This window comes from Amycolatopsis ruanii (assembly GCF_003385175.1).
Classification (GTDB): domain Bacteria; phylum Actinomycetota; class Actinomycetes; order Mycobacteriales; family Pseudonocardiaceae; genus Amycolatopsis_E; species Amycolatopsis_E thermalba.
The window spans coordinates 26,991-45,314 of record NZ_PQHY01000060.1; the positions used below are offsets into that span (position 1 = coordinate 26,991).

The following is an 18,324-nucleotide window of genomic DNA, read 5'->3' on the forward strand; positions in this document are numbered from 1 at the left end:
CGCCGCCAGCGTTCAGCGCGACCGGCTGACCGCGGAACCCGCTGGCCGCCGCGGTGCGCGGCCGGTCGATCCGGGTGCCGCCTCATTCCTCCAGCAGGAAGAGCGGGATCTGGCGGTCCGTCTTCTCCTGCCACTCGGTGTACGTCGGCCAGAGCGCGACAGCGTACTCCCACCACTGGCGACGCTCCTCGCCGTCGAGCCGGCGGGCGACGTAGGTCTTCCTGACCGGGCCGTCCTGCAGCTCCACCGTCGGGTGGGCACGGAGGTTGGCGACCCAGCCCGGGTTCTCGCGGCGGCCGCCGTTGGACGCCACCGCGAGGTACTTGCCGTCCTTCTCGATCCGCATGATCGGCGACTTGCGGATCTTGCCGGTCTTGGCGCCGACCGTGGTGAGCACGACGATCGGGGCCCCGCCGGGCTCGTTGAGGCTGACCTCCCCGCCGGACGACTCGAACTGCTCCACCGCTTCGCGGACCCAGTCCGTCGGGCTCGGCGCGTACTCGCCTTCGAAGTGATCACTCACGCCTGCCACAAGGCGGCCGCCGCCCGCGGTATTCCCGCCACGGCGGACGCGCACCCCTGCCGGGGCCGGTGATGACGCCTGGCCGGCTCCGGGCAGCGCGGCCAGGTCGGGCGCCGGCCATTGGCGCGGTCACCCGGCCGGAACGCACGAGCCCTACCAGCGCTCGTGCACCTGCGCCCGGATCCGCCGGTCGTACAGCTCCCGCACCGCCTCCAGCGTCGGCTCCGGCAGTGCCTCGGCCCCAGCCGCCGCCGCGTTCGCTCGCGCCTGCTCCGCCGATCGCGCCCCCGGGATCACCGACGTGACGCCCGGCTGCTGGATGATCCACCGCAACGCCGTCTGGGCGGGCGTCACGCCGGCCGGGGCCAGCGAACTGAACTCCGCGGCCGCCTCGACGCCCGTCGCGAAGTCCACCCCGCTGAACGTCTCCCCCTGGTCGAACGCCTCGCCGTGCCGGTTGAACGTCCGGTGGTCGTCCGTGGCGAACACCGTCTCCTTCGTGTAGCGGCCGGACAGCAGGCCGGACGCCAGCGGCACCCGCGCGATGATCCCCACCCCCGCCTCGGCGGCGGCCGGCAGCACCCGGTCGAGTGGCTTGAGCCGGAACGGGTTCAGGATGATCTGCACGCTCGCCGTGCCCGGGCGGCCGGCCGCGGTCAGCGCCTCCGCGCACGTCTCGACGCTCACCCCGTACGCGGCGATCCGCTCCTCCGCCACCAGCGTGTCCAGCGCGTCGAACACGGCGTCACTGGAGTACACCGCCGCCGGCGGGCAGTGCAGCTGCACCAGGTCCAGCACCTCGACCCCGAGGTTGGCCCGCGACCGGTCGGTCCACGCCCGGAAGTTCTCCAGCGTGTACTCACCCGGGTCCAGCGGCGCGCGACGGCCCATCTTGGTCGCCACGAACACGTCCGGGTGGTCGCGCAGAAACCGCCCGATGATCTGCTCGCTGCGGCCGTCACCGTAGACGTCGGCGGTGTCGAAGAACGTGACACCGGCCGACACCGCGGCCTCCAGCACCGCGAACGCCTCGGCCTCGCCCACCTCGCCCCAGTCCGCGCCCAGCTGCCACGTGCCGAGCCCGACCACCGACACCGCACGGCCGGTCCGGCCGAGAACCCGTTGCTCCATGCCGACGATCCTAAGGGCCCCCACCGACAATCCCGGGCACGCGCCGAAACCGCCCACGAGATCACAAAACCCCCACACGTGCGCGCATAAACTGGGCCGGGTGACCACCACTCCGGCCCCCACCCGCGCGCCGCGGCTCCTCGCCCTGGGCTGCCTCACCGCGATCGCCGGGGGCGCCGCGCTCGTGCTCCTGCTGCAGTTCCTCCCGCCCACCGACCAGATCAGCCCGGTGCGCCGCACGATCAGCGAGTACGCCCTGAGCGCCAACAAGTGGATCTTCGACATCGCGGTCCTGCTGATCGCCCTCGGCTCGGCGGTGCTGTTCGCCGCGCACGTGCTGATGCGGGCCCTGCCGGTCCGCTCGGCCGCGGTCGTGCTCGGTGCACTGTGGACGGTCAGCCTGCTGGTGGTGGTCGCGTTCCCCAAGACCGACTGGTCCGTCGGGCCGAGCCTGGGCGGGGTGGTGCACCGGTACGCGAGCGTCGTCGGGTTCGTGTGCCTGCCGGTCGGCCTGCTGTTCGCCGCGCGCCGCATCTTCCCGGACTCGCCGGGCTGGCGCTGGGCGGCCCGCGCGCTGGCGATCGTCTCGCTCGCCTGGTTCGGGCTCATCCTCGGTGCGGTCGGCTACATGCTCGCCGGGGGCGGGCCGTGGTGGCGCACGATCCCGCTGGGCCTGGTGGAGCGCCTGCTCGCGGCCACCGAACTGCTCGCGCTCGCCACGCTGGCCGTCCCGTTACTACGATCGAACCGAACCGGGGTGACCCAGGTCACTTAGGCGCTCCGGGCCGGAGGCGAGTAGCTTTCTAAGCGCTCGCTTACCGACGCGCTCAACGACGAGGAGGAGTTCCCGTGACCGAGTCCCACTCCCGGGTCGCCATCGTGACCGGCGCCGGCCGAGGCATCGGCGCCGCTGTCGCGCGCAAGCTGGCCTCGGACGGTTTCGCCGTCGCCCTGCTGGACCTCAACGAGGAGTCCGTGAAGCAGGGCGCCGAGGACATCGCCGCGGCCGGCGGCAAGGCCATCGGGGTCGCGCTCGACGTCAGCAACACCGAGCAGGTCGAGGCCGCCGGTGGCCGGGTCGCCGAGGAGCTGGGCCCGCCGACCGTGCTGGTCAACAACGCCGGCATCACCCGGGACAACCTGCTCTTCAAGATGACCGACGAGGACTGGGACTCGGTCATGAACGTGCACCTCAAGGGCTCGTTCCTGATGACCCGCGCGGTCCAGAAGCACATGACCGAGCAGCGCTGGGGCCGGATCGTGAACCTGTCCAGCACCTCCGCGCTGGGCAACCGCGGCCAGGTCAACTACTCCGCGGCCAAGGCCGGCCTGCAGGGCTTCACCAAGACGCTGGCGATCGAGCTGGGCAAGTTCGGCGTCACCGCGAACGCGATCGCGCCGGGCTTCATCGAGACCGACATGACCGCCGCCACCGCGGAGCGCCTGGGCGTGCCGTTCGAGGACTTCAAGGCGTTCGCGGCCAAGGAGATCCCGGTGCAGCGCGTCGGCAAGCCCGAGGACATCGCCAACACCGTGTCGTTCCTGGTCAGCGAGGGCGCCGGGTTCGTCTCCGGCCAGGTCGTCTACGTCGCCGGCGGACCGAAGGACTGAGATCATGCGCGTCTTCAACGGACTGGACGAGTTCACCGCCGCGGTCGGCGAGCAGCTGGGCACCAGCGACTGGCACACCGTCACGCAGGAGCAGGTCAACACCTTCGCCGACGCCACCGGCGACCACCAGTGGATCCACGTGGACGTCGAGAAGGCCAAGCAGGGCCCGTTCGGCGCCCCGATCGCGCACGGTTTCCTGACCCTGTCGGTGCTGCCGCTGCTGTCGGCGGGCACCTACCGCGTCGACGGGCTGAAGATGGGGATCAACTACGGCCTGAACAAGGTCCGGTTCCCGCAGCCGGTCAAGGTCGGCTCGAAGATCCGCGGGGTCGCCGAGCTGGCCGAGGTCACCGACGTGCCGGGCGGCAAGCAGGTGGTGACGCGGTGGACGATCGAGATCGACGGCGAGGCCAAGCCGGCGTGCGTCGCCGAGTGGGTGACGCGCCTGATCGCCTGAGACGTGAGCCCGCCTCCGGGCGGGCTTCCGCTACGGTGGGACATACCGACTGGTCGGTATAGCTATCTGGACAAGGAGGCCCAGTGACGCAGCAGGACCTGCCCGGACTCGACCTCGCACGGCTGCGGGACTACCTGGACGAGCACTCCCCCGGGCTCGTCCAGGGCCCGCTCACCGGTGAGGTGGTGCAGGGCGGCCGGTCGAACCTGACCTACATCGTGGGCGACGGCGCCGGCCGCTGGGTGGTGCGCCGGCCCCCGCTCGGGCACGTCCTGCCCACCGCGCACGACATGGCCCGCGAGCACCGCGTCATCAGCGCGCTCGCGGACACGCCCGTGCCGGTGCCGCGGACGATCACGCTGTGCCAGGACACCGAGGTGCTCGGCGCGCCGTTCTACGTGATGGAGTTCGTGCCGGGCACCCCCTACCGCGCGGCGAGCGAGCTGGCGGCGCTCGGTGAGGAGCGCACGCGGGCGATCGCCGAGTCGCTGATGGACACCCTCGTCGACCTGCACACCGTCGACCCGGACGCGGTCGGGCTCGCCGATTTCGGCCGCCCGGAGGGGTTCCTGGAACGGCAGGTGCGCCGCTGGAAGAAGCAGCTGGACGCCTCCCGCAGCCGGGACCTGCCCGGCGTCGACGACCTGCACGACCAGCTGGCCCGCGCCATCCCGGCGTCCGGCCCGGCGGCCGTCGTGCACGGCGACTACCGGCTGGACAACGTCCTGGTCGACGAGACCGACCGCATCACCGCGGTGCTGGACTGGGAGATGTCCACCCTCGGCGACCCGCTGACCGACCTGGCCCTGCTCATCGCCTACGCCGAGCGCGGCAAGGTCGACCTGGAGATCGTCTCCAACGTCAGCACCGCGCCCGGTTACCCGGGCACGGACGAGATGATCGCGCGGTACGCGGCGCGGTCCGGCCGGGACGTCTCGGCGCTGGACTGGTACGTCGGGTTCGCGTTCTTCAAGCTCGCGGTGATCCTGGAAGGCATCTACTACCGGTTCAGCCAGGGCCAGACCGTCGGCGCCGGCTTCGACCAGATCGGCGCCGCGGTGGTCCCGCTCGTCACCCTCGGACTCGACACCCTCAAGGACTGATCATGGATTTCGCGTTCGACGCCAAGACCGAGGAGCTGCGGGAGCGGCTCCTGGAGTTCATGGACTCCCACATCTACCCCGCCGAGCCGGTCTACGAGGAGCAGCTGGCGCAGCGGGACAACGAGTGGACCTTCCCGCCGGTCGTGGAGGACCTCAAGGCCGAGGCACGCAAACGCGGCCTGTGGAACTTCTTCCTCCCCGGTGAGCACGGCGCCGGGTTGACGAACCTGCAGTACGCGCCGCTGGCCGAGATCACCGGCCGCAGCCCGCACCTGGCCCCGGTCGCGCTGAACTGCTCGGCGCCGGACACCGGGAACATGGAGGTGCTCGCGATGTTCGGCACCGAGCAGCAGCGCAAGCAGTGGCTGCAGCCGCTGCTGGACGGCGAGATCCGCTCGGCGTTCGCGATGACCGAGCCGGACGTGGCCTCCTCCGACGCCCGCAACATCGCCACCAGCATCCGCCGCGACGGCGACTCGTACGTGATCACCGGGCGCAAGTGGTACATCACCGGCGCGATGAACCCGAACTGCAAGATCTTCATCGTCATGGGCAAGACCGACCCGGACGCCGAACCGCACCGCCAGCAGAGCCAGATCCTGGTGCCGCGGGACACGCCCGGCGTGCACGTCACGCGCGGGATGCACGTCTTCGGCTACACCGACGGCTCGCACGGCGGGCACGCCGAGGTGGTCTTCGACGAGGCGCGGGTGCCCGCGGACAACCTGATCGGCGAGGAGGGCGACGGGTTCGCCATCGCCCAGGCGCGGCTGGGGCCGGGCCGGATCCACCACTGCATGCGCTCGATCGGCATCGCCGAGCGCGCCATCGAGATGATGTGCCGCCGCACGCTGAGCCGCTCGACCTTCGGCAAGCCGATCGCCGAGCAGGGCGTGGTGCAGGACTGGATCGCCGAGGCGCGGGTGAAGGTCGAGCAGCTGCGGCTGCTGGTGCTCAAGACCGCGTGGCTGATGGACACCGTCGGCAACCGCGGCGCGCACACCGAGATCCAGGCGATCAAGATCGCCACCCCGAAGACCGTCGAGTGGATCCTGGACAAGGCGATCCAGGCGCACGGCGCGGGCGGGCTGTCCCAGGACTTCCCGCTGGCGGAGATGTGGGCGGGGATCCGCACGCTGCGGTTCGCCGACGGACCGGACGAGGTTCACAAGCGCTCGCTGGCCCACCGCGAGCTGAAGAAGTACCGATCGGAGGCCCGATGAGCACGCTGACCGCCGACGACCTGCGCGCGCGGGTGGGCGACCTGCTCGCCGCCCACCCGCCGGCGAGCACGGAGCGGCTGGAGTTCCTGCGAGCCCGGTTCGACTCCGGCCTGGCCTGGGTGCACTACCCGGAGGGCCTGGGCGGGCTGGGCGCGCCGCGCGAGCTGCAGAACGTCGTCGAAGCCGAGCTGGCGAAGGCCGGCGCGCCGGACAACAACCCGCGCCGGATCGGCATCGGGCTGGGCATGGCGGCGCCGACCATCCTGCGGTTCGGCACGGAGGAGCAGAAGAAGCGCTATCTGCGTCCACTGTGGACCGGCGAGGAGGTGTGGTGCCAGCTGTTCAGCGAGCCGGGCGCCGGATCGGACCTCGCCGCGCTGGGCACCCGCGCGGTGCGCGACGGTGACACGTGGGTGGTCGACGGGCAGAAGGTGTGGACGTCGGTCGCGCACATCGCCCGGTTCGCGATCCTGGTCACCCGCACGGATCCGGACGTGCCCAAGCACCAGGGCATGACGTACTTCATCTGCGACATGACCGATCCCGGTGTCGAGGTGCGGCCGCTGCGGCAGCTGACCGGCGAGGCCGAGTTCAACGAGGTGTTCCTGTCCGGGGTGCGGATCCCGGACGCGAACCGGCTCGGCGCGGTCGGCGAGGGCTGGAAGGTCGCGCAGACCACGCTGATGAACGAGCGGGTGGCGATCGGCGGCAACGCGATCCCGCGCGAGGGCGGCCTGATCGGGATGGTGTCGCGGACCTGGCGGGACCGGCCGGAGCTGCGCACGCCGGAGCTGCACGACCGGTTGCTCCGCCTCTGGGTCGAGGCGGAAGCGGCGCGCCTGGCCGGGACGCGGTTGCGCCAGCAGCTGGCGGTCGGGGCGCCGGGGCCGGAGGGTTCGGCGATGAAGCTGGCGTTCGCGAAGCTGCAGCAAGCGCTGACCGGGCTGGAGATCGAACTGTCCGGTGAGGACGGTCTGCGTTACGACGACTGGACGTTGCGCCGGCCGGAGAAGGTCGACATGCTCGGCCGCGGGCCCGGGTACCGCTACCTGCGGGCGAAGGGCAATTCGATCGAGGGCGGCACCTCCGAGGTGCTGCGCAACATCATCTCCGAACGCGTGCTCGGGCTGCCGTCCGAGCCACGGGTGGACAAGGACGTCGCGTGGAAGGACCTGCCGCGGTGAGCGATCTGCTGTACTCCGAGGTCGAGGAGGACCTGCGCGCCAGTGTCCGGGACCTGCTCGGCGACCAGGCCGGGTTTTCGGCCGTGCTGGCACGGACGGAGAGCGCCGAGCCGTACGACCTGAAGCTGTGGCGGACGCTGGCGACCGATCTGGGCCTGGCCGGGCTCGCGGTGCCGGAATCGCTGGGCGGGCAGGGCGCGTCGTACCGCGAGGTGGCGGTCGTGCTGGAGGAGCTGGGCCGGTCGGTGGCGCCGGTGCCGTTCCTGGGCAGCGCGGTGCTGGCGACGGCGGCTTTGCAGGCCGCGGGTGACACGGAGTTGCTGCCGCGCTTGGCCGCCGGTGAGGTCGTCGGCGCGCTGGCGGTGCCGCTGACGTCGGCGCCGGACGCGGGTTTCCCGGGTGGCGTGTCGGCGAACACGGAGGGCGCGCTGAGCGGCGCGGTGCGGACGGTGGCCGATGCGTCGGTGGCGGACGTGCTGACCGTGCCGGCGGTGGGCCCGGACGGCCCGGGGCTGTACGCGGTGGAGAAGACCGCGGCGACGGTGACCGAGGTGGTGTCGCTCGATCTGACGCGCCGGCTGGCGGACGTGTCGTTGGACAACGCGTCGTCGCGGTTGCTGGTGTCGGGTCCCGGGGCGGAGGCGGCGCTGCGGCAGGCGTTGCTGGTGGGCGCCGGGTTGCTGGCGTCGCCGCAGGTCGGGGTCGCGCAGTGGTGTCTCGATGAGACGGTGGCGTATCTGAAGCAGCGCTACCAGTTCGGGCGGCCGGTGGGTTCGTTCCAGGCGCTGAAGCACCGGCTGGCGGATCTGTACCTGGAGATCGTGTCCGCCCGCGCGACGGCCCGCTATGCGGCGGACACGCTCGCTACCGGTGACTCGGATGTGCCCGTCGCGGTGGCGGTGGCGCAGTCGACGTGCTCGGCGGTGGCGCTGCACGCCGCGGAGGAGGCGGTGCAGTTGCACGGCGGGATCGGGATGACGTGGGAGCACCCGGCGCACCTGTACCTGAAGCGCGCCAAGAGCGACGAGCTGGCGCTCGGCACGCCGGGGCGGCACCGTGCGGCGCTGGCGGGGTTGGTGAACCTGCCGCCGGCCTGAGGCGGATTGCTGGAGCGTGGTTTTTCGGGAGGCCGGTGCTGTGGCGCCGGCCTCCCTTGTCTTGTGTCGTCGGCGCGTGGCTCCCGCGTGAGTGGACACTTCGCAGGCGCACGAAGGCCCAGCCACGGACTTCGGCGCACGAAAGCACCCAGTGGTCGTGTCCCCAGTCGTAGGTGTACGAAGGGACCAGCCACACCAGGCGAGGCAGGTGGTCGCGTCGCACCCGCACGGGCGGGCATGTCGCCCCCGCACGAGCGGGCACCTCGCACCCGCACGAGCAGGCATCTCGCACCCGCACGAGAGGACATCTCGCACCCGCACGAGAGGGCACCTCGCACCCCCACGAGAGGACATCTCGCACCCCCACGAGAGGGCACCTCGCACCCCCACGAGAGGACATCTCGCACCCCCGCGGGTGGACACCCAACGCCCCATGAGCGGACACTTCGCACTCGCACGAGTGGCCCCCTCATGCGACCGCACGAATGGTCACCTCGCCGCCGCACGAACAGTCACCTCGCCGCCGCACGAACAGTCACCTCGCCGCCGCACGAACGGTCACCTCGCACGAACGGTCACCTCGCACGAGAGGGCATCTCGCACGCCCACGAGCGGGCATCTCGCACGCCCACGAGCGGGCATCTCGCACGCCCACGAGCGGACATCTCGCGCGGGCACGAGTGGACACCTCGTGTGGCCGCACGAACGGTCACCTCGCACGAGAGGGCATCTCGCACGCCCACGAGCGGGCACCTCGTAGCCCCACGAGTGGCCGCCTCACGGCCCCGCGAGAGGGCATCTCGTAGCCACCCACACAAATGGCCATCTCGTACCCACACGAATGGTCGCCTGGTACCCACACGAATGCGTCACCTCGTGCCGGCACCACTGGACCAACCGCGCCCCGCCACCAGAAAGGCAGCGCAACAACCTCAGGGCCGCAGCGAGCCCACCAGCAGATCGGCGTAGTGCGCACCAACCTCCGGCGCGCTCAGCCGCCCGTCGCTGCGGTACCAGACCGCCAGGTGGTGCACCGAGCCGAAGAAGAAGTCCACCACGATGTCCGCGGGCTTGTCGGTGCGGAACACGCCCTCCCGCTGCCCCTCCTCGATCAGCGACCGGAACAGCACGTGGTACCGGCGCCGCTCGGCGCGCACCGCCTTGCGGTTTTCCGGGCTGAGCTGGTGCATGGACTGGAAGAAGATCGTCGTGTCGTCGAGGTTGTCGATGCTGCTCACCACGACGTCGGAAGCGGCCGCGTGGAGGCGCGCGGCCACCGGCTCGCCGCTGGCCACCACCTTCTCCAGCTGCTCGGTCTGCAACCGCAGCACGCGGCCGTAGATCTCGTGCAGCAGGTCGTCCTTCGAGCCGAAGTAGTGGTACATCGCGCCCTTGGTGACCCCGGCCGCGGCCACGATCTCCTGCACCGACGTCCGGTCGAACCCGCGCTCGGCGAACAACCGCGTCGCCGCCGACAGCAGCCTCGCCGGCACCGGCTCCTCGGTCATCCGCAACGTCCTTCCTCGACCGGCACAGCATAACCGCGCCCCCGGTCGCACACCTTCCGGCGATGTGCGACCGGAGCACGTCACTCGCCCTGCGCGGCCTCCACCTTGCGCTGCAGCTTGTTCATCCCGCCCAGCCAGCGGTCCGTCTGCGTCGCGCGGGTGGTGTAGTACTCGGCGACCTCCGGGTGCGGCAGGATCAAGAACCGGTCGTCGGAGAAGGACTCCATCACCGCGTCCGCCACCTGGGCCGGTTCGATCGCCGACGCGCCCATGATCAGCTGTCCGCCGACGCCCGTCGCGGCGAGCATGTTCGTCCGGACGCCCTGCGGGCAGATCGCCTGGACCGTGATGCCCCGGTGCCGGTACGTCGCCGAGAGCCACTCCGCGAACGCCAGCGCCCCGTGCTTGGTCACCGAGTACGGCGCCGACCCGAGGCTGGTCAGCAGCCCGGCCGCGGAGACCGTCGCGAGGAACCGGCCCCGCCCGCGCTCCAGCCAGGCGGGCAACAGCAGGTGAGCCGCCCGCACGTGGGCCATCACGTTGACGTCCCACGCCCGCGCCCACACCTCCTCGGGCGCCTCCGGCCCGCCGTGCGGGGCGATGCCCGCGTTGGCGCAGAACAGGTCGATCGCGCCCAGCTCGTCCGACGCCCGCTGGATCAGCGACGCGACCCCGTCCACCCCGGCCGCGTCACCGGCGACCGCGACCCCGCCCACCTCCGCGGCCACCGCCTCCGCGGCCGGGCCGTCGAGGTCGGCCACCACGATCCGCGCGCCCTCGGCCGCGAACCGCCGCGCCAGCGCCGCCCCGATCCCGCCGGTGCCGCCGGTGACGACGACCCCGGCGCCCCTCAGCTCGAAGCTCACAGCCCGCCTCCCAGCGTCACGCCGCCGTCCAGCACCACGGTCTGCCCGGTGATCCACCCGGCCTCGTCGGAGAGCAGGAACGCGACCGCCCCGGCGATGTCCTCCGGCACGCCGAGCCGCTTCATCGGGTACGCCGCGGACACCTCCTCCTCGCGGCCTTCGTACAGCGCGGTGGCGAACTTGGTCTTCACCACGGCCGGCGCGACCGCGTTGACCCGGATCTTCGGGCCCAGCTCGACCGCCAGCTCCTGCGTCATCCGGATCACCGCCGCCTTGCTCACGCCGTACATGCCGATCCCGGGCGAGGCACGCAGGCCGGCGATCGAGGCGACGTTGACGACCGAGCCGCCGTGCTCCCCCATCCACGCGTCGCGCGCCTGACGCAGCCAGGCCAGCGGCGCGAGCACGTTGACGGCGAGGATCTTCGCCGCGGCGTCGCGGTCGATGTCGAGCATCGGGCCGTACACCGGGTTGATGCCGGTGTTGTTGACCAGCATGTCCAGCCGCCCGAAGGTCTCCACGGTCCTGGCGACGGCCTCCTCCTGGTGCGCCGGGTCGTCGGCCTTGCCGGGCACCGCGATCGCCACCCCGGGCCCGCCCAGCTCGTTCACCGCGTCGGCCAGCGGCTCGGGCTTGCGGGCGGTGATGCACACCCGCGCGCCGCGCTGCACCAGCTCACGGGCGATGCCGAAGCCGATGCCCCGGCTCGCCCCGGTGACGATCGCGACGCGGTCCTTGAACGAGTTCACCATCGGGCTCCTGTCTCCTGTCCACCTTGACTAAGCGCTCGCTTACAATGAGAACGGCCGGACCGCCGTGTCAAGTCTCCCGCCAGGCGGTTCCCGACTGGGAGGATTCCGCCATGACCATCTCGCTGTCCGCCGAACTCTGGCCGGACGTGCAGCCGGACGCGGCGCGGCGGCTGATGCTGGCCGGAGTCGAGTCCTTCGCCCGCCGCGGCTACCACGCGACCACGACGCGCGACATCGCCGGCGCGGCCGGGATGAGCCCCGCGGCGCTGTATGTGCACTTCCCGTCCAAGGCCGCGCTGCTGTTCGCCATCAGCAAGAGCGGGCACCAGCAGACGCTCGACCTGGTCGAGGACGTCGCGAAGCGCGCCGACGACCCGAAGGAGCGGATGCGCCGGATCGTCGCCGACTTCGTCGCCTGGCACGCCCGGCGGCACACCGTGGCGCGCGTCGTGCAGTACGAGCTGCAGGCGCTGCCGGAGCAGGAGTACCAGGTGGTGGCCGACCTGCGGCGCCGCATCGAGCACCTGGTGCGCGGCGTCATCGAGGAGGGCGTGGCGCAGGGCCAGTTCGTGGTGGCCGATGTCAAGACCGCCGCGCGAGCGGTCCTGTCGCTCGGCGTCGACGTGGCGCGCTGGTACACCGAACGCACCGGGAAGACGCCCAAGGCGCTCGGCCGCGAGTACGGGGATCTCGCGTTGCGCATGCTCGGCGCGCAACCCTGACAGCGACGGTGCCACGACGCTCACCGTACCTCACATACTAAGCGGTTGGTAACCTCCGTCCCCACCTTCGGCACGTCTCAGCACGCCCGGCCCGCGAGGCGTGCTCGGCGTCGGCGGCGAGGGTGCGCCGGCAGCGCGTGGTGGACCGGATGGGCCGCCGTGACCTCGACCGACGCGTGCGGTTCGACGAGCCGGACGAAGAGCGGGAAGGCCACCGAGAAGGGCCGAGCCGCGTCGGTGAGGGTTGCCGCCTCGTCGGCACAGAGGCAGTGGGAGGTCCGCGCGGGCCGGGAAACGGCGGTACCGCGCGGCGCTACCGGCGCCGGCCGCGCACGTGCGGCCGCCGGCGACGAACCGGACGGTGGGTGCGGTTCCTCGCTACCGTCACGGCATGAGCGAAATCCGCCCGTTCCACCTCGCCGTCCCGCAGTCCCAGCTCGACGACCTGCACGCCCGCATCGACCTGACCCGCTGGCCGGACGAGCTGCCGGGCGTGGGCTGGAGCTACGGCATCCCGCTCGGCTACGTTCAGGAGCTGACCCGGTACTGGCGCACGTCCTACGACTGGCGCGCGCACGAGCGGCGGCTCAACGAGCTGGGCCAGTTCACCACCGAGATCGACGGGCAACGCATCTACTTCCTGCACGTCCGGGCCGCCGACGAGGACGCCCTGCCGCTGATCCTCACCCACGGCTGGCCCGGTTCGGTGGTGGAGTTCCTGCCGGTGATCGAGGCGCTGTCGGCGCGGCACCACCTGGTCATCCCGGCCATCCCCGGCTACGGCTTCTCCGGCCCGACCACCGGCGCCGGCTGGGACGTGGCACGCGTCGCCCGCGCGTTCGCCGAGCTGATGCGCCGCCTGGGCTACGACCGCTACGGCGCGCAGGGCGGCGACTGGGGCTCGGCGATCTCCCGCCGGCTGGGGATCGACGACGCCGAGCACGTCGCCGGGGTGCACGTCAACATGCTCGGCACCGTCCCGTCCGGGAACCCCGCCGAGCTGGACGAGCTGTCCCTGGCCGACAAGGAGCGGCTCGGCCGGCTCGAGCGCTACCAGCGCGAGCTGTCCGGCTACATGAAACAGCAGTCGACGCGCCCGCAGACCCTGGCCTACGCCCTGCACGACTCCCCCGTCGGCCAGCTCGCCTGGATCGTGGAGAAGTTCCAGGAGTGGACCGATTCGGGCGAGACCCCGGAGGACGCGGTCGACCGGGACCTGATGCTCACCAACGTGATGATCTACTGGCTGACCGGCACCGCGGGCTCCTCGGCGCGGCTGTACTACGAATCGGCCCGCAGCCGGGGCAAGCAGCCCGGGCTGGACGTGCCGATGGGGGTGGCGGTGTTCCCGCACGACATCGTGCTGCCGGTGCGCCGCCTGGCCGAGCGCGACAACAACATCGTGCACTGGTCGGAATTCGACCGGGGCGGGCACTTCGCCGCGATGGAGGAACCGGATCTGTTCGCCGAAGACGTTCTGGAGTTCTTCGGTTCGCTCTAGAGTGGGGCGCATGCTCAAACCCGATCCCGGCCGGCTGCTCGCCGTCGCCCGCGAAGAGGCCCTGCTCGGCAAGTCCGAGGGCGGCGTGCCCATCGGCGCGGCGCTGTTCACTGTGGACGGTGAGCTGCTGGGCCGGGGTCACAACCGGCGCGTGCAGGACGGCGACCCGTCGATGCACGCCGAGACCGCGGCCTTCCGCAACGCGGGCAGGCGGCCGCACTACCGCGACACGGTGATGGTCACCACACTGTCACCCTGTTGGTATTGCAGCGGTTTGATCCGACAATTTCAGATCTCCCACGTGGTGATCGGCGAGGCCCGCACCTTCTCCGGTGGCCACGACTGGCTGGCCGGGCTGGGGGTCGGCATCACGATCCTGGACGACCCCGCGTGCGTCACGCTGATGACGGAGTTCATCGAAGAGCGCCCGGACCTGTGGTTCGAGGACATCGGGGTCGAGACTTCCTGAAGGAGCAGCCATGCCGCCGTCCGTTCCGCTGATCGACCTGACGTCCTGGTTCGACGGTTCCGGCCGCGGCCGGGTGGCCGCCGAGGTGGACCGCGCGCTGCGCGAGTCCGGTTTCCTGCTGATCACCGGGCACGGCGTGCCGGACGAGCTGCGCGCGCGGGTGCGGTCGCGGGCGCGGGAGTTCTTCGCCCTGCCGGCCGAGGTCAAGCGGCGGTACGCGGTGACGGTCGGCGGGCGCGGGTGGCTGCCGCCGGGTGTGGAGGCCAACGGCTACGCCGAGGGCACCGAAACCCCGCCGGACCTCAAGGAGTCCTACTCGGCAGGCGCGGACACCGCGACCGGGATCGCCGAGGTCGACGAGTTCTGGTTCCAGCCCAACGTGTGGCCGGCGGAGGTCCCGGAGTTCGCCACCGCGTCGCGCGAGTACCTGCGGCGGATGCGGGAGCTGTCGGACGAGCTGCTGACGGTGTTCGCGGCCGCGCTCGGCCTGCCGTCCGACCACTTCACCCGGCACACCGGGCACCCGACGTACACGTTCAACATCAACTGGTACCCGGCGCTGAACCGGGTCGGCGCGCCGGCGCCGGGGCAGTTCCGGATCGGGCCGCACACCGACTTCGGCACGGTGACGGTGCTGGACCGGCAGGCCGGGGTGGGCGGGCTGCAGGTCTGCACCAGTGACGGCGAGTGGGTGGACGCGCCGTACGACCCGGCGGCGTTCACGGTCAACATCGGGGATCTGATGGCACGCTGGACGGGCGACCGCTGGCGCTCGACGCGGCACCGGGTGCTGCCGCCCTCGGCCGACGCGCCGGAGGAGGACCTGGTGTCGCTCATCTTCTTCTACGAAACCGACCACGACGCGCGGATCACCTCGCTGGCGCCGCCGCTGGGCCGCAGGGCGTACCCGGAGGTCGTGGCGTCGGAGTACCTGCGCGGGAAACTCGACGCGATCACCGTGGCCCCCTGACCCCACTGGGACCAGGGGGCGCGACGGCGTCAGTTGCGGCCGTACTCCCCGCCGCAGTCACAGCAGTTGCCACAGTTGCAGTTGCCCGGTTTCTCCATGGCGTCCCTTTCCTCGGATGGGGTTCGCAGTCCGGGTCGCGGGGCGGTGCGGGAAAGTTCCGCGGTTCACCCGATGGTGCAACACGGACGCAACATCGGGTGCCTACGGTGCTGCCATGGCGACCACGGCGGGGCGGAAAACGGGCGGATACGGCGAACAGGTCGTCGCGGTCGAACCGGGCGGTATCGAGCCGGTGGCGGCGGCCGACCGGCACGGCAGGCCGCGTCAGCTGTTCTGGACGTGGGCCTCGCCGAACCTGGAGTTCGCCACGATCTTCGTCGGGGTGCTGGCGGTGTCGGCGTTCGGGCTGAGTTTCGCGCAGGCCGTGATCGCGGTGGCGATCGGCAACGGGCTGGGCGCGGTGTCGCACGGCGTGCTGTCCGCGCGCGCGCCGCGGTTCGGGGTGCCGCAGATGGTGTTGAGCCGCCTGGCGTTCGGCTACCGCGGCAACACGGTGCCGGCGGCGCTGATGTCGGTGACGGCGGGGATCGGCTGGTTCGCGGTCAACAGCGTCAGCGGGGCGTTCGCGCTCGGCACGCTGACCGGGATGCCGGTGCTGCTGTGCCTGGTGATCGTGGTGGTGCTGCAGATCGGGATCGCGTTCTTCGGGCACAACCTGGTGCAGGCTTACGAGCGCTGGATCTTCGGGGTGCTGGCGGTGGTGTTCGCGGCCGGGGCGGTGGTCACGTTCGCGCGGGCGTCGCCGGGTGCGGTCGCCGGAACCGGTGGAGTGGGCGGGTTCCTGCTGACCGTCGGCGCGGCGTTCGGGTACACGGCGGGCTGGAACCCTTACGCCGCGGATTACACGCGATACCTGCCGGAGTCGGTGAGCGGCCGGGCGGTCGGCTGGGCCGCGGGCGGTGGCCTGTTCGTGGCGACGACGGTGCTGATGGCGACGGGCGCGGCGTCGGCGACCCTGGGCGGTGGGGAGGGCAGTCCGACCGCGGCGTTCACCGGGCACATGCCGGGCTGGCTGGCCGCGCTGACGCTGCTGGCGATCGCGCTCGGGGCGGTGGCCGCGAACGCGCTCAACGTCTACTCGGGAGCGCTGGCGTTCCTCACGCTGGGCGTGCAGCTGCCGCTGGCGTGGCGGCGGGCGCTGGTGGCGCTCGCGTTCGGCGTCGTCGGGTTCGTGCTGGCGTGGCTGGGGCTCGCCGACGCGGGGACGGCGTACGAGCACTTCCTGCTGGTGATCGCGTACTGGGTGAGCCCGTGGCTGGGCGTGGTGTTCGCCGACCAGCTGATGCGGCGCGGGCAGGCGGGGCTGGACCGCCTGCTGTCCGACACCGGGCGGTGGGGGTGGCCGGGGCTGGTGGCGTTCCTGGTCGCGGCGGTGGTGTCGATCGTGTTGTTCGCGAACCAGACGCTGTACGCGGGGCCGGTGCCGCGGGCGGTGCCGGCGGTGGGCGACGTGACGTGTTTCGCCGGCTTCGGCTTGGCGGCCGGGCTCTACGCGGTGCTGGGCCGCCGCTGGGTGCGTGGCTGAGGCTCACCAGCGGTCCCAGTGCAGGACCTCGCCGCGGCCGATGCGGGGCGCGGGGCGGAAGTCGGTGCCGAGCGTGAAGGCGAGCGGGATCAGCGCGGCCAGCATGATCTCGTCGTGCGGCACGCCGAGGGTGGCGGCGAGTTCCTTCTCCAGCGGCGCGTGCGCGGTGGTCCAGACCGTGCCGAGGCCGCGGTTGCGACCGGTCGGGACCTGGGTGGCGAGGTCGGCGCACTCCTCGATGAGGCGCCGCGGGACGGACCGGGTGACGTCGAGGCGCTTGCGCACGGCGCGGGTGGTGGACAGGATTTCGTCGGCAGATTGATCACGGGACCGATCAGCCCGGGCAAGCCGGGCCGGACAACGGTCGGCCCGTGAGATCCGGGCCTGCTCGAGCACGCCGAGAATCCCGCGTGAGCGCGGACCTTCCGCCACGGGCCCGCAGCCAGGCAGGGCCGTCGTGTGGCCCAGGCATCGGGCCCGGCACCGGCGCCGGGCCGAGGTGAGCCGGCGGTGCGTCAGGCCACGTGGCCGACCGCGGGCGCCAGCACGGCCTGCCCGGCCTCGGTCAGGACCGCGGGCACCAGGCGCTCCCCGGTGCGCGCCGGGCGGATGTAGCCGCCGTGCGCGAGGGCGTGCGCGGCCATCTGGTCGCAGCAGGCGACTCCGTCGATGAAAAGGTCCGGCTCGACGCTCGACGACATCACGGCGCGGCCCTGGGCCACCGCTCGCAACATCGCCATCGCACGATGGGACAGCTCTTCACCTGTACCGGACACCGGGATCTACCCCCTTGCCTCGTCACCTGCTGTTGCCTCTGTTATCGCACACTGGTCCATTAGTGTTAACGACCGGTCCCCCGACACGCCGTCAGCCACCCACCGAGGTGACCTCGGGCTCGGGCAGCGCGGGGCCCAGCACCCGGGCCCACTGGCGGATGATCCGGCGCCGCCGGGTGGTGTCGTCGGCCAGCAGGTTCGCCAGGCCGAGCCCGCGCGCGAGGTCGAGGGTCGACTGGACCAGCTCCCGCACCCCGGGCCGCGTCTCGTCCACCCCGAGCAGGTCGACCGCCAGCCGGTGCGCCTCCCGCCCGACCTTCGCCTGCAGCGGCACCAGCACGGTGCGCAACGACTCGTCGCTGGAGGCCGCCACCCACAGGTGCAGCGCGGCGCGGAACATGGGGCCGGTGTAGAGGTTGAGCAGCATGTCGACCACCGGTTCGATGCGGGACCGCCCGGACGGCAGCCCCTCGGCGCCGCGGCGCATCTCCGCGATCTGCACCTCGCCGACGTACTCGACCGCGGCCGTGACCAGGTCCTCCCGCGTCGGGAAGTGGTGCTGGGCGGCCCCGCGCGAGACCCCGGCGCGCTGCGCGATCAGCGCGACCGTGGTGCCGGCCCACCCGACCTCGCCGATGCAGTCCACGGCTGCCTCGATGAGCTTGCGGCGGGTGGTCCGGCTGCGCTCCTGGCGGGGCTCCGGCACCTTCGGTTCCTCCCTAGTGTCCTGAGTTATTAATTCGCGTGCAGTAGCGTGCGATGGAGTCAAGGATCTGGTCGGCGGTCTTGGTCCAGACGTAGGGCCGTGGTTCGTTGTTCCAGGTCTCGATCCATGCGCGGATGTCG

General features: G+C 71.8%; 20 protein-coding genes and 1 pseudogene. 12 read left to right on the top strand and 9 right to left on the bottom strand.

What is annotated here, in order from left to right; all coding sequences use genetic code 11:
* Positions 1-82: 82 nt before the first annotated feature.
* Positions 83-523, bottom strand: a complete 441-nt coding sequence (locus tag D0D28_RS26370; RefSeq protein WP_205413363.1) for a nitroreductase family deazaflavin-dependent oxidoreductase — start codon at positions 521-523, stop codon at positions 83-85.
* A gap of 153 nt (positions 524-676) precedes the next feature.
* On the bottom strand, positions 677-1,654 hold the full coding sequence (locus D0D28_RS26375) for an aldo/keto reductase (protein ID WP_116113340.1): 978 nt from the start codon (positions 1,652-1,654) through the stop codon (positions 677-679).
* Between the two features lie 100 nt (positions 1,655-1,754).
* On the opposite strand from D0D28_RS26375, the gene D0D28_RS26380 reads away from it, so the two are divergent.
* The 7 genes from D0D28_RS26380 (at position 1,755) to D0D28_RS26410 (ending at position 8,329) form a co-directional block, all read left to right on the top strand.
* Positions 1,755-2,429 (top strand): DUF998 domain-containing protein, encoded by a 675-nt coding sequence (locus D0D28_RS26380; RefSeq protein ID WP_094007658.1) that lies wholly within the window; start codon positions 1,755-1,757, stop codon positions 2,427-2,429.
* A 74-nt stretch (positions 2,430-2,503) separates the two neighbouring features.
* On the top strand, positions 2,504-3,265 hold the full coding sequence (locus tag D0D28_RS26385; RefSeq protein WP_116113337.1) for a beta-ketoacyl-ACP reductase: 762 nt from the start codon (positions 2,504-2,506) through the stop codon (positions 3,263-3,265).
* A gap of 4 nt (positions 3,266-3,269) precedes the next feature.
* Positions 3,270-3,722, top strand: a complete 453-nt coding sequence (locus tag D0D28_RS26390) for a MaoC family dehydratase (RefSeq protein WP_094007660.1) — start codon at positions 3,270-3,272, stop codon at positions 3,720-3,722.
* An 83-nt stretch (positions 3,723-3,805) separates the two neighbouring features.
* Complete coding sequence (locus tag D0D28_RS26395) at positions 3,806-4,825, top strand: phosphotransferase family protein (protein WP_116113335.1); 1,020 nt, start codon at positions 3,806-3,808, stop codon at positions 4,823-4,825.
* 2 nt (positions 4,826-4,827) lie between these two features.
* Positions 4,828-6,048, top strand: coding sequence for an acyl-CoA dehydrogenase family protein (locus D0D28_RS26400; protein WP_116113332.1), 1,221 nt, complete (start codon positions 4,828-4,830; stop codon positions 6,046-6,048).
* A complete protein-coding gene (locus D0D28_RS26405) occupies positions 6,045-7,232 on the top strand; it encodes an acyl-CoA dehydrogenase family protein (RefSeq protein ID WP_116113330.1) in 1,188 nt (395 codons plus the stop codon). Before D0D28_RS26400 ends, D0D28_RS26405 begins: the two co-directional genes overlap by 4 nt.
* The gene (locus D0D28_RS26410; RefSeq protein ID WP_116113327.1) at positions 7,229-8,329 is read left to right on the top strand and encodes an acyl-CoA dehydrogenase family protein; all 1,101 of its coding nucleotides are present in this window, start codon (positions 7,229-7,231) and stop codon (positions 8,327-8,329) included. The genes D0D28_RS26405 and D0D28_RS26410 overlap by 4 nt, the downstream gene beginning before the upstream one ends.
* A 932-nt stretch (positions 8,330-9,261) precedes the next feature.
* On the opposite strand, the gene D0D28_RS26415 is transcribed toward D0D28_RS26410, so the two are convergent.
* From D0D28_RS26415 to D0D28_RS26425, 3 genes are all read right to left on the bottom strand, one after another.
* Positions 9,262-9,837, bottom strand: coding sequence for a TetR/AcrR family transcriptional regulator (locus D0D28_RS26415; protein WP_094007665.1), 576 nt, complete (start codon positions 9,835-9,837; stop codon positions 9,262-9,264).
* 80 nt (positions 9,838-9,917) lie between these two features.
* Positions 9,918-10,703: an SDR family NAD(P)-dependent oxidoreductase gene (locus tag D0D28_RS26420; RefSeq protein ID WP_116113325.1), complete on the bottom strand. Its 786-nt coding sequence runs from the start codon at positions 10,701-10,703 to the stop codon at positions 9,918-9,920.
* Complete coding sequence (locus D0D28_RS26425; RefSeq protein ID WP_162830625.1) at positions 10,700-11,455, bottom strand: SDR family oxidoreductase; 756 nt, start codon at positions 11,453-11,455, stop codon at positions 10,700-10,702. Before D0D28_RS26425 ends, D0D28_RS26420 begins: the two co-directional genes overlap by 4 nt.
* 110 nt (positions 11,456-11,565) lie before the next feature.
* On the opposite strand from D0D28_RS26425, the gene D0D28_RS26430 reads away from it, so the two are divergent.
* The 5 genes from D0D28_RS26430 to D0D28_RS26450 all read left to right on the top strand — a co-directional run bounded on the left by D0D28_RS26430 (position 11,566) and on the right by D0D28_RS26450 (position 16,702).
* A complete protein-coding gene (locus tag D0D28_RS26430) occupies positions 11,566-12,177 on the top strand; it encodes a TetR/AcrR family transcriptional regulator (RefSeq protein ID WP_094007667.1) in 612 nt (203 codons plus the stop codon).
* Between the two features lie 391 nt (positions 12,178-12,568).
* Positions 12,569-13,678, top strand: coding sequence for an epoxide hydrolase family protein (locus D0D28_RS26435; protein WP_094007668.1), 1,110 nt, complete (start codon positions 12,569-12,571; stop codon positions 13,676-13,678).
* Between the two features lie 10 nt (positions 13,679-13,688).
* Complete coding sequence (locus D0D28_RS26440) at positions 13,689-14,147, top strand: nucleoside deaminase (protein WP_116113350.1); 459 nt, start codon at positions 13,689-13,691, stop codon at positions 14,145-14,147.
* A gap of 10 nt (positions 14,148-14,157) precedes the next feature.
* Complete coding sequence (locus D0D28_RS26445) at positions 14,158-15,117, top strand: isopenicillin N synthase family dioxygenase (RefSeq protein ID WP_116113323.1); 960 nt, start codon at positions 14,158-14,160, stop codon at positions 15,115-15,117.
* A gap of 214 nt (positions 15,118-15,331) precedes the next feature.
* A complete protein-coding gene (locus D0D28_RS26450) occupies positions 15,332-16,702 on the top strand; it encodes a purine-cytosine permease family protein (protein WP_116113320.1) in 1,371 nt (456 codons plus the stop codon).
* A 3-nt stretch (positions 16,703-16,705) separates the two neighbouring features.
* Here D0D28_RS26450 and D0D28_RS26455 read toward each other — a convergent pair whose 3' ends face one another.
* The 4 genes and pseudogenes from D0D28_RS26455 to D0D28_RS26470 form a co-directional block, all read right to left on the bottom strand.
* On the bottom strand, positions 16,706-16,987 hold the full coding sequence (locus D0D28_RS26455; protein ID WP_240323360.1) for a hypothetical protein: 282 nt from the start codon (positions 16,985-16,987) through the stop codon (positions 16,706-16,708).
* A 230-nt stretch (positions 16,988-17,217) separates the two neighbouring features.
* Complete coding sequence (locus D0D28_RS26460) at positions 17,218-17,442, bottom strand: hypothetical protein (RefSeq protein WP_094007671.1); 225 nt, start codon at positions 17,440-17,442, stop codon at positions 17,218-17,220.
* A 127-nt stretch (positions 17,443-17,569) separates the two neighbouring features.
* Positions 17,570-18,184 (bottom strand): TetR/AcrR family transcriptional regulator, encoded by a 615-nt coding sequence (locus tag D0D28_RS26465; protein WP_116113317.1) that lies wholly within the window; start codon positions 18,182-18,184, stop codon positions 17,570-17,572.
* Positions 18,185-18,197: 13 nt separating this feature from the next.
* Positions 18,198-18,324: pseudogene (locus tag D0D28_RS26470) on the bottom strand (IS630 family transposase); the annotation flags it as partial.

Excerpts from the sequence above, each read along its gene's own strand:
- D0D28_RS26375 (WP_116113340.1), bottom strand. The coding sequence starts at position 1,654 with ATGGAGCAACGGGTTCTCGGCCGGACCGGCCGTGCGGTGTCGGTGGTC.
- D0D28_RS26390 (WP_094007660.1), top strand. The coding sequence starts at position 3,270 with ATGCGCGTCTTCAACGGACTGGACGAGTTCACCGCCGCGGTCGGCGAG.
- D0D28_RS26400 (WP_116113332.1), top strand. The coding sequence starts at position 4,828 with ATGGATTTCGCGTTCGACGCCAAGACCGAGGAGCTGCGGGAGCGGCTC.
- D0D28_RS26405 (WP_116113330.1), top strand. The coding sequence starts at position 6,045 with ATGAGCACGCTGACCGCCGACGACCTGCGCGCGCGGGTGGGCGACCTG.
- D0D28_RS26415 (WP_094007665.1), bottom strand. The coding sequence starts at position 9,837 with ATGACCGAGGAGCCGGTGCCGGCGAGGCTGCTGTCGGCGGCGACGCGG.
- D0D28_RS26425 (WP_162830625.1), bottom strand. The coding sequence starts at position 11,455 with ATGGTGAACTCGTTCAAGGACCGCGTCGCGATCGTCACCGGGGCGAGC.
- D0D28_RS26430 (WP_094007667.1), top strand. The coding sequence starts at position 11,566 with ATGACCATCTCGCTGTCCGCCGAACTCTGGCCGGACGTGCAGCCGGAC.
- D0D28_RS26435 (WP_094007668.1), top strand. The coding sequence starts at position 12,569 with ATGAGCGAAATCCGCCCGTTCCACCTCGCCGTCCCGCAGTCCCAGCTC.
- D0D28_RS26440 (WP_116113350.1), top strand. The coding sequence starts at position 13,689 with ATGCTCAAACCCGATCCCGGCCGGCTGCTCGCCGTCGCCCGCGAAGAG.
- D0D28_RS26445 (WP_116113323.1), top strand. The coding sequence starts at position 14,158 with ATGCCGCCGTCCGTTCCGCTGATCGACCTGACGTCCTGGTTCGACGGT.
- D0D28_RS26450 (WP_116113320.1), top strand. The coding sequence starts at position 15,332 with ATGGCGACCACGGCGGGGCGGAAAACGGGCGGATACGGCGAACAGGTC.
- D0D28_RS26460 (WP_094007671.1), bottom strand. The coding sequence starts at position 17,442 with ATGGCGATGTTGCGAGCGGTGGCCCAGGGCCGCGCCGTGATGTCGTCG.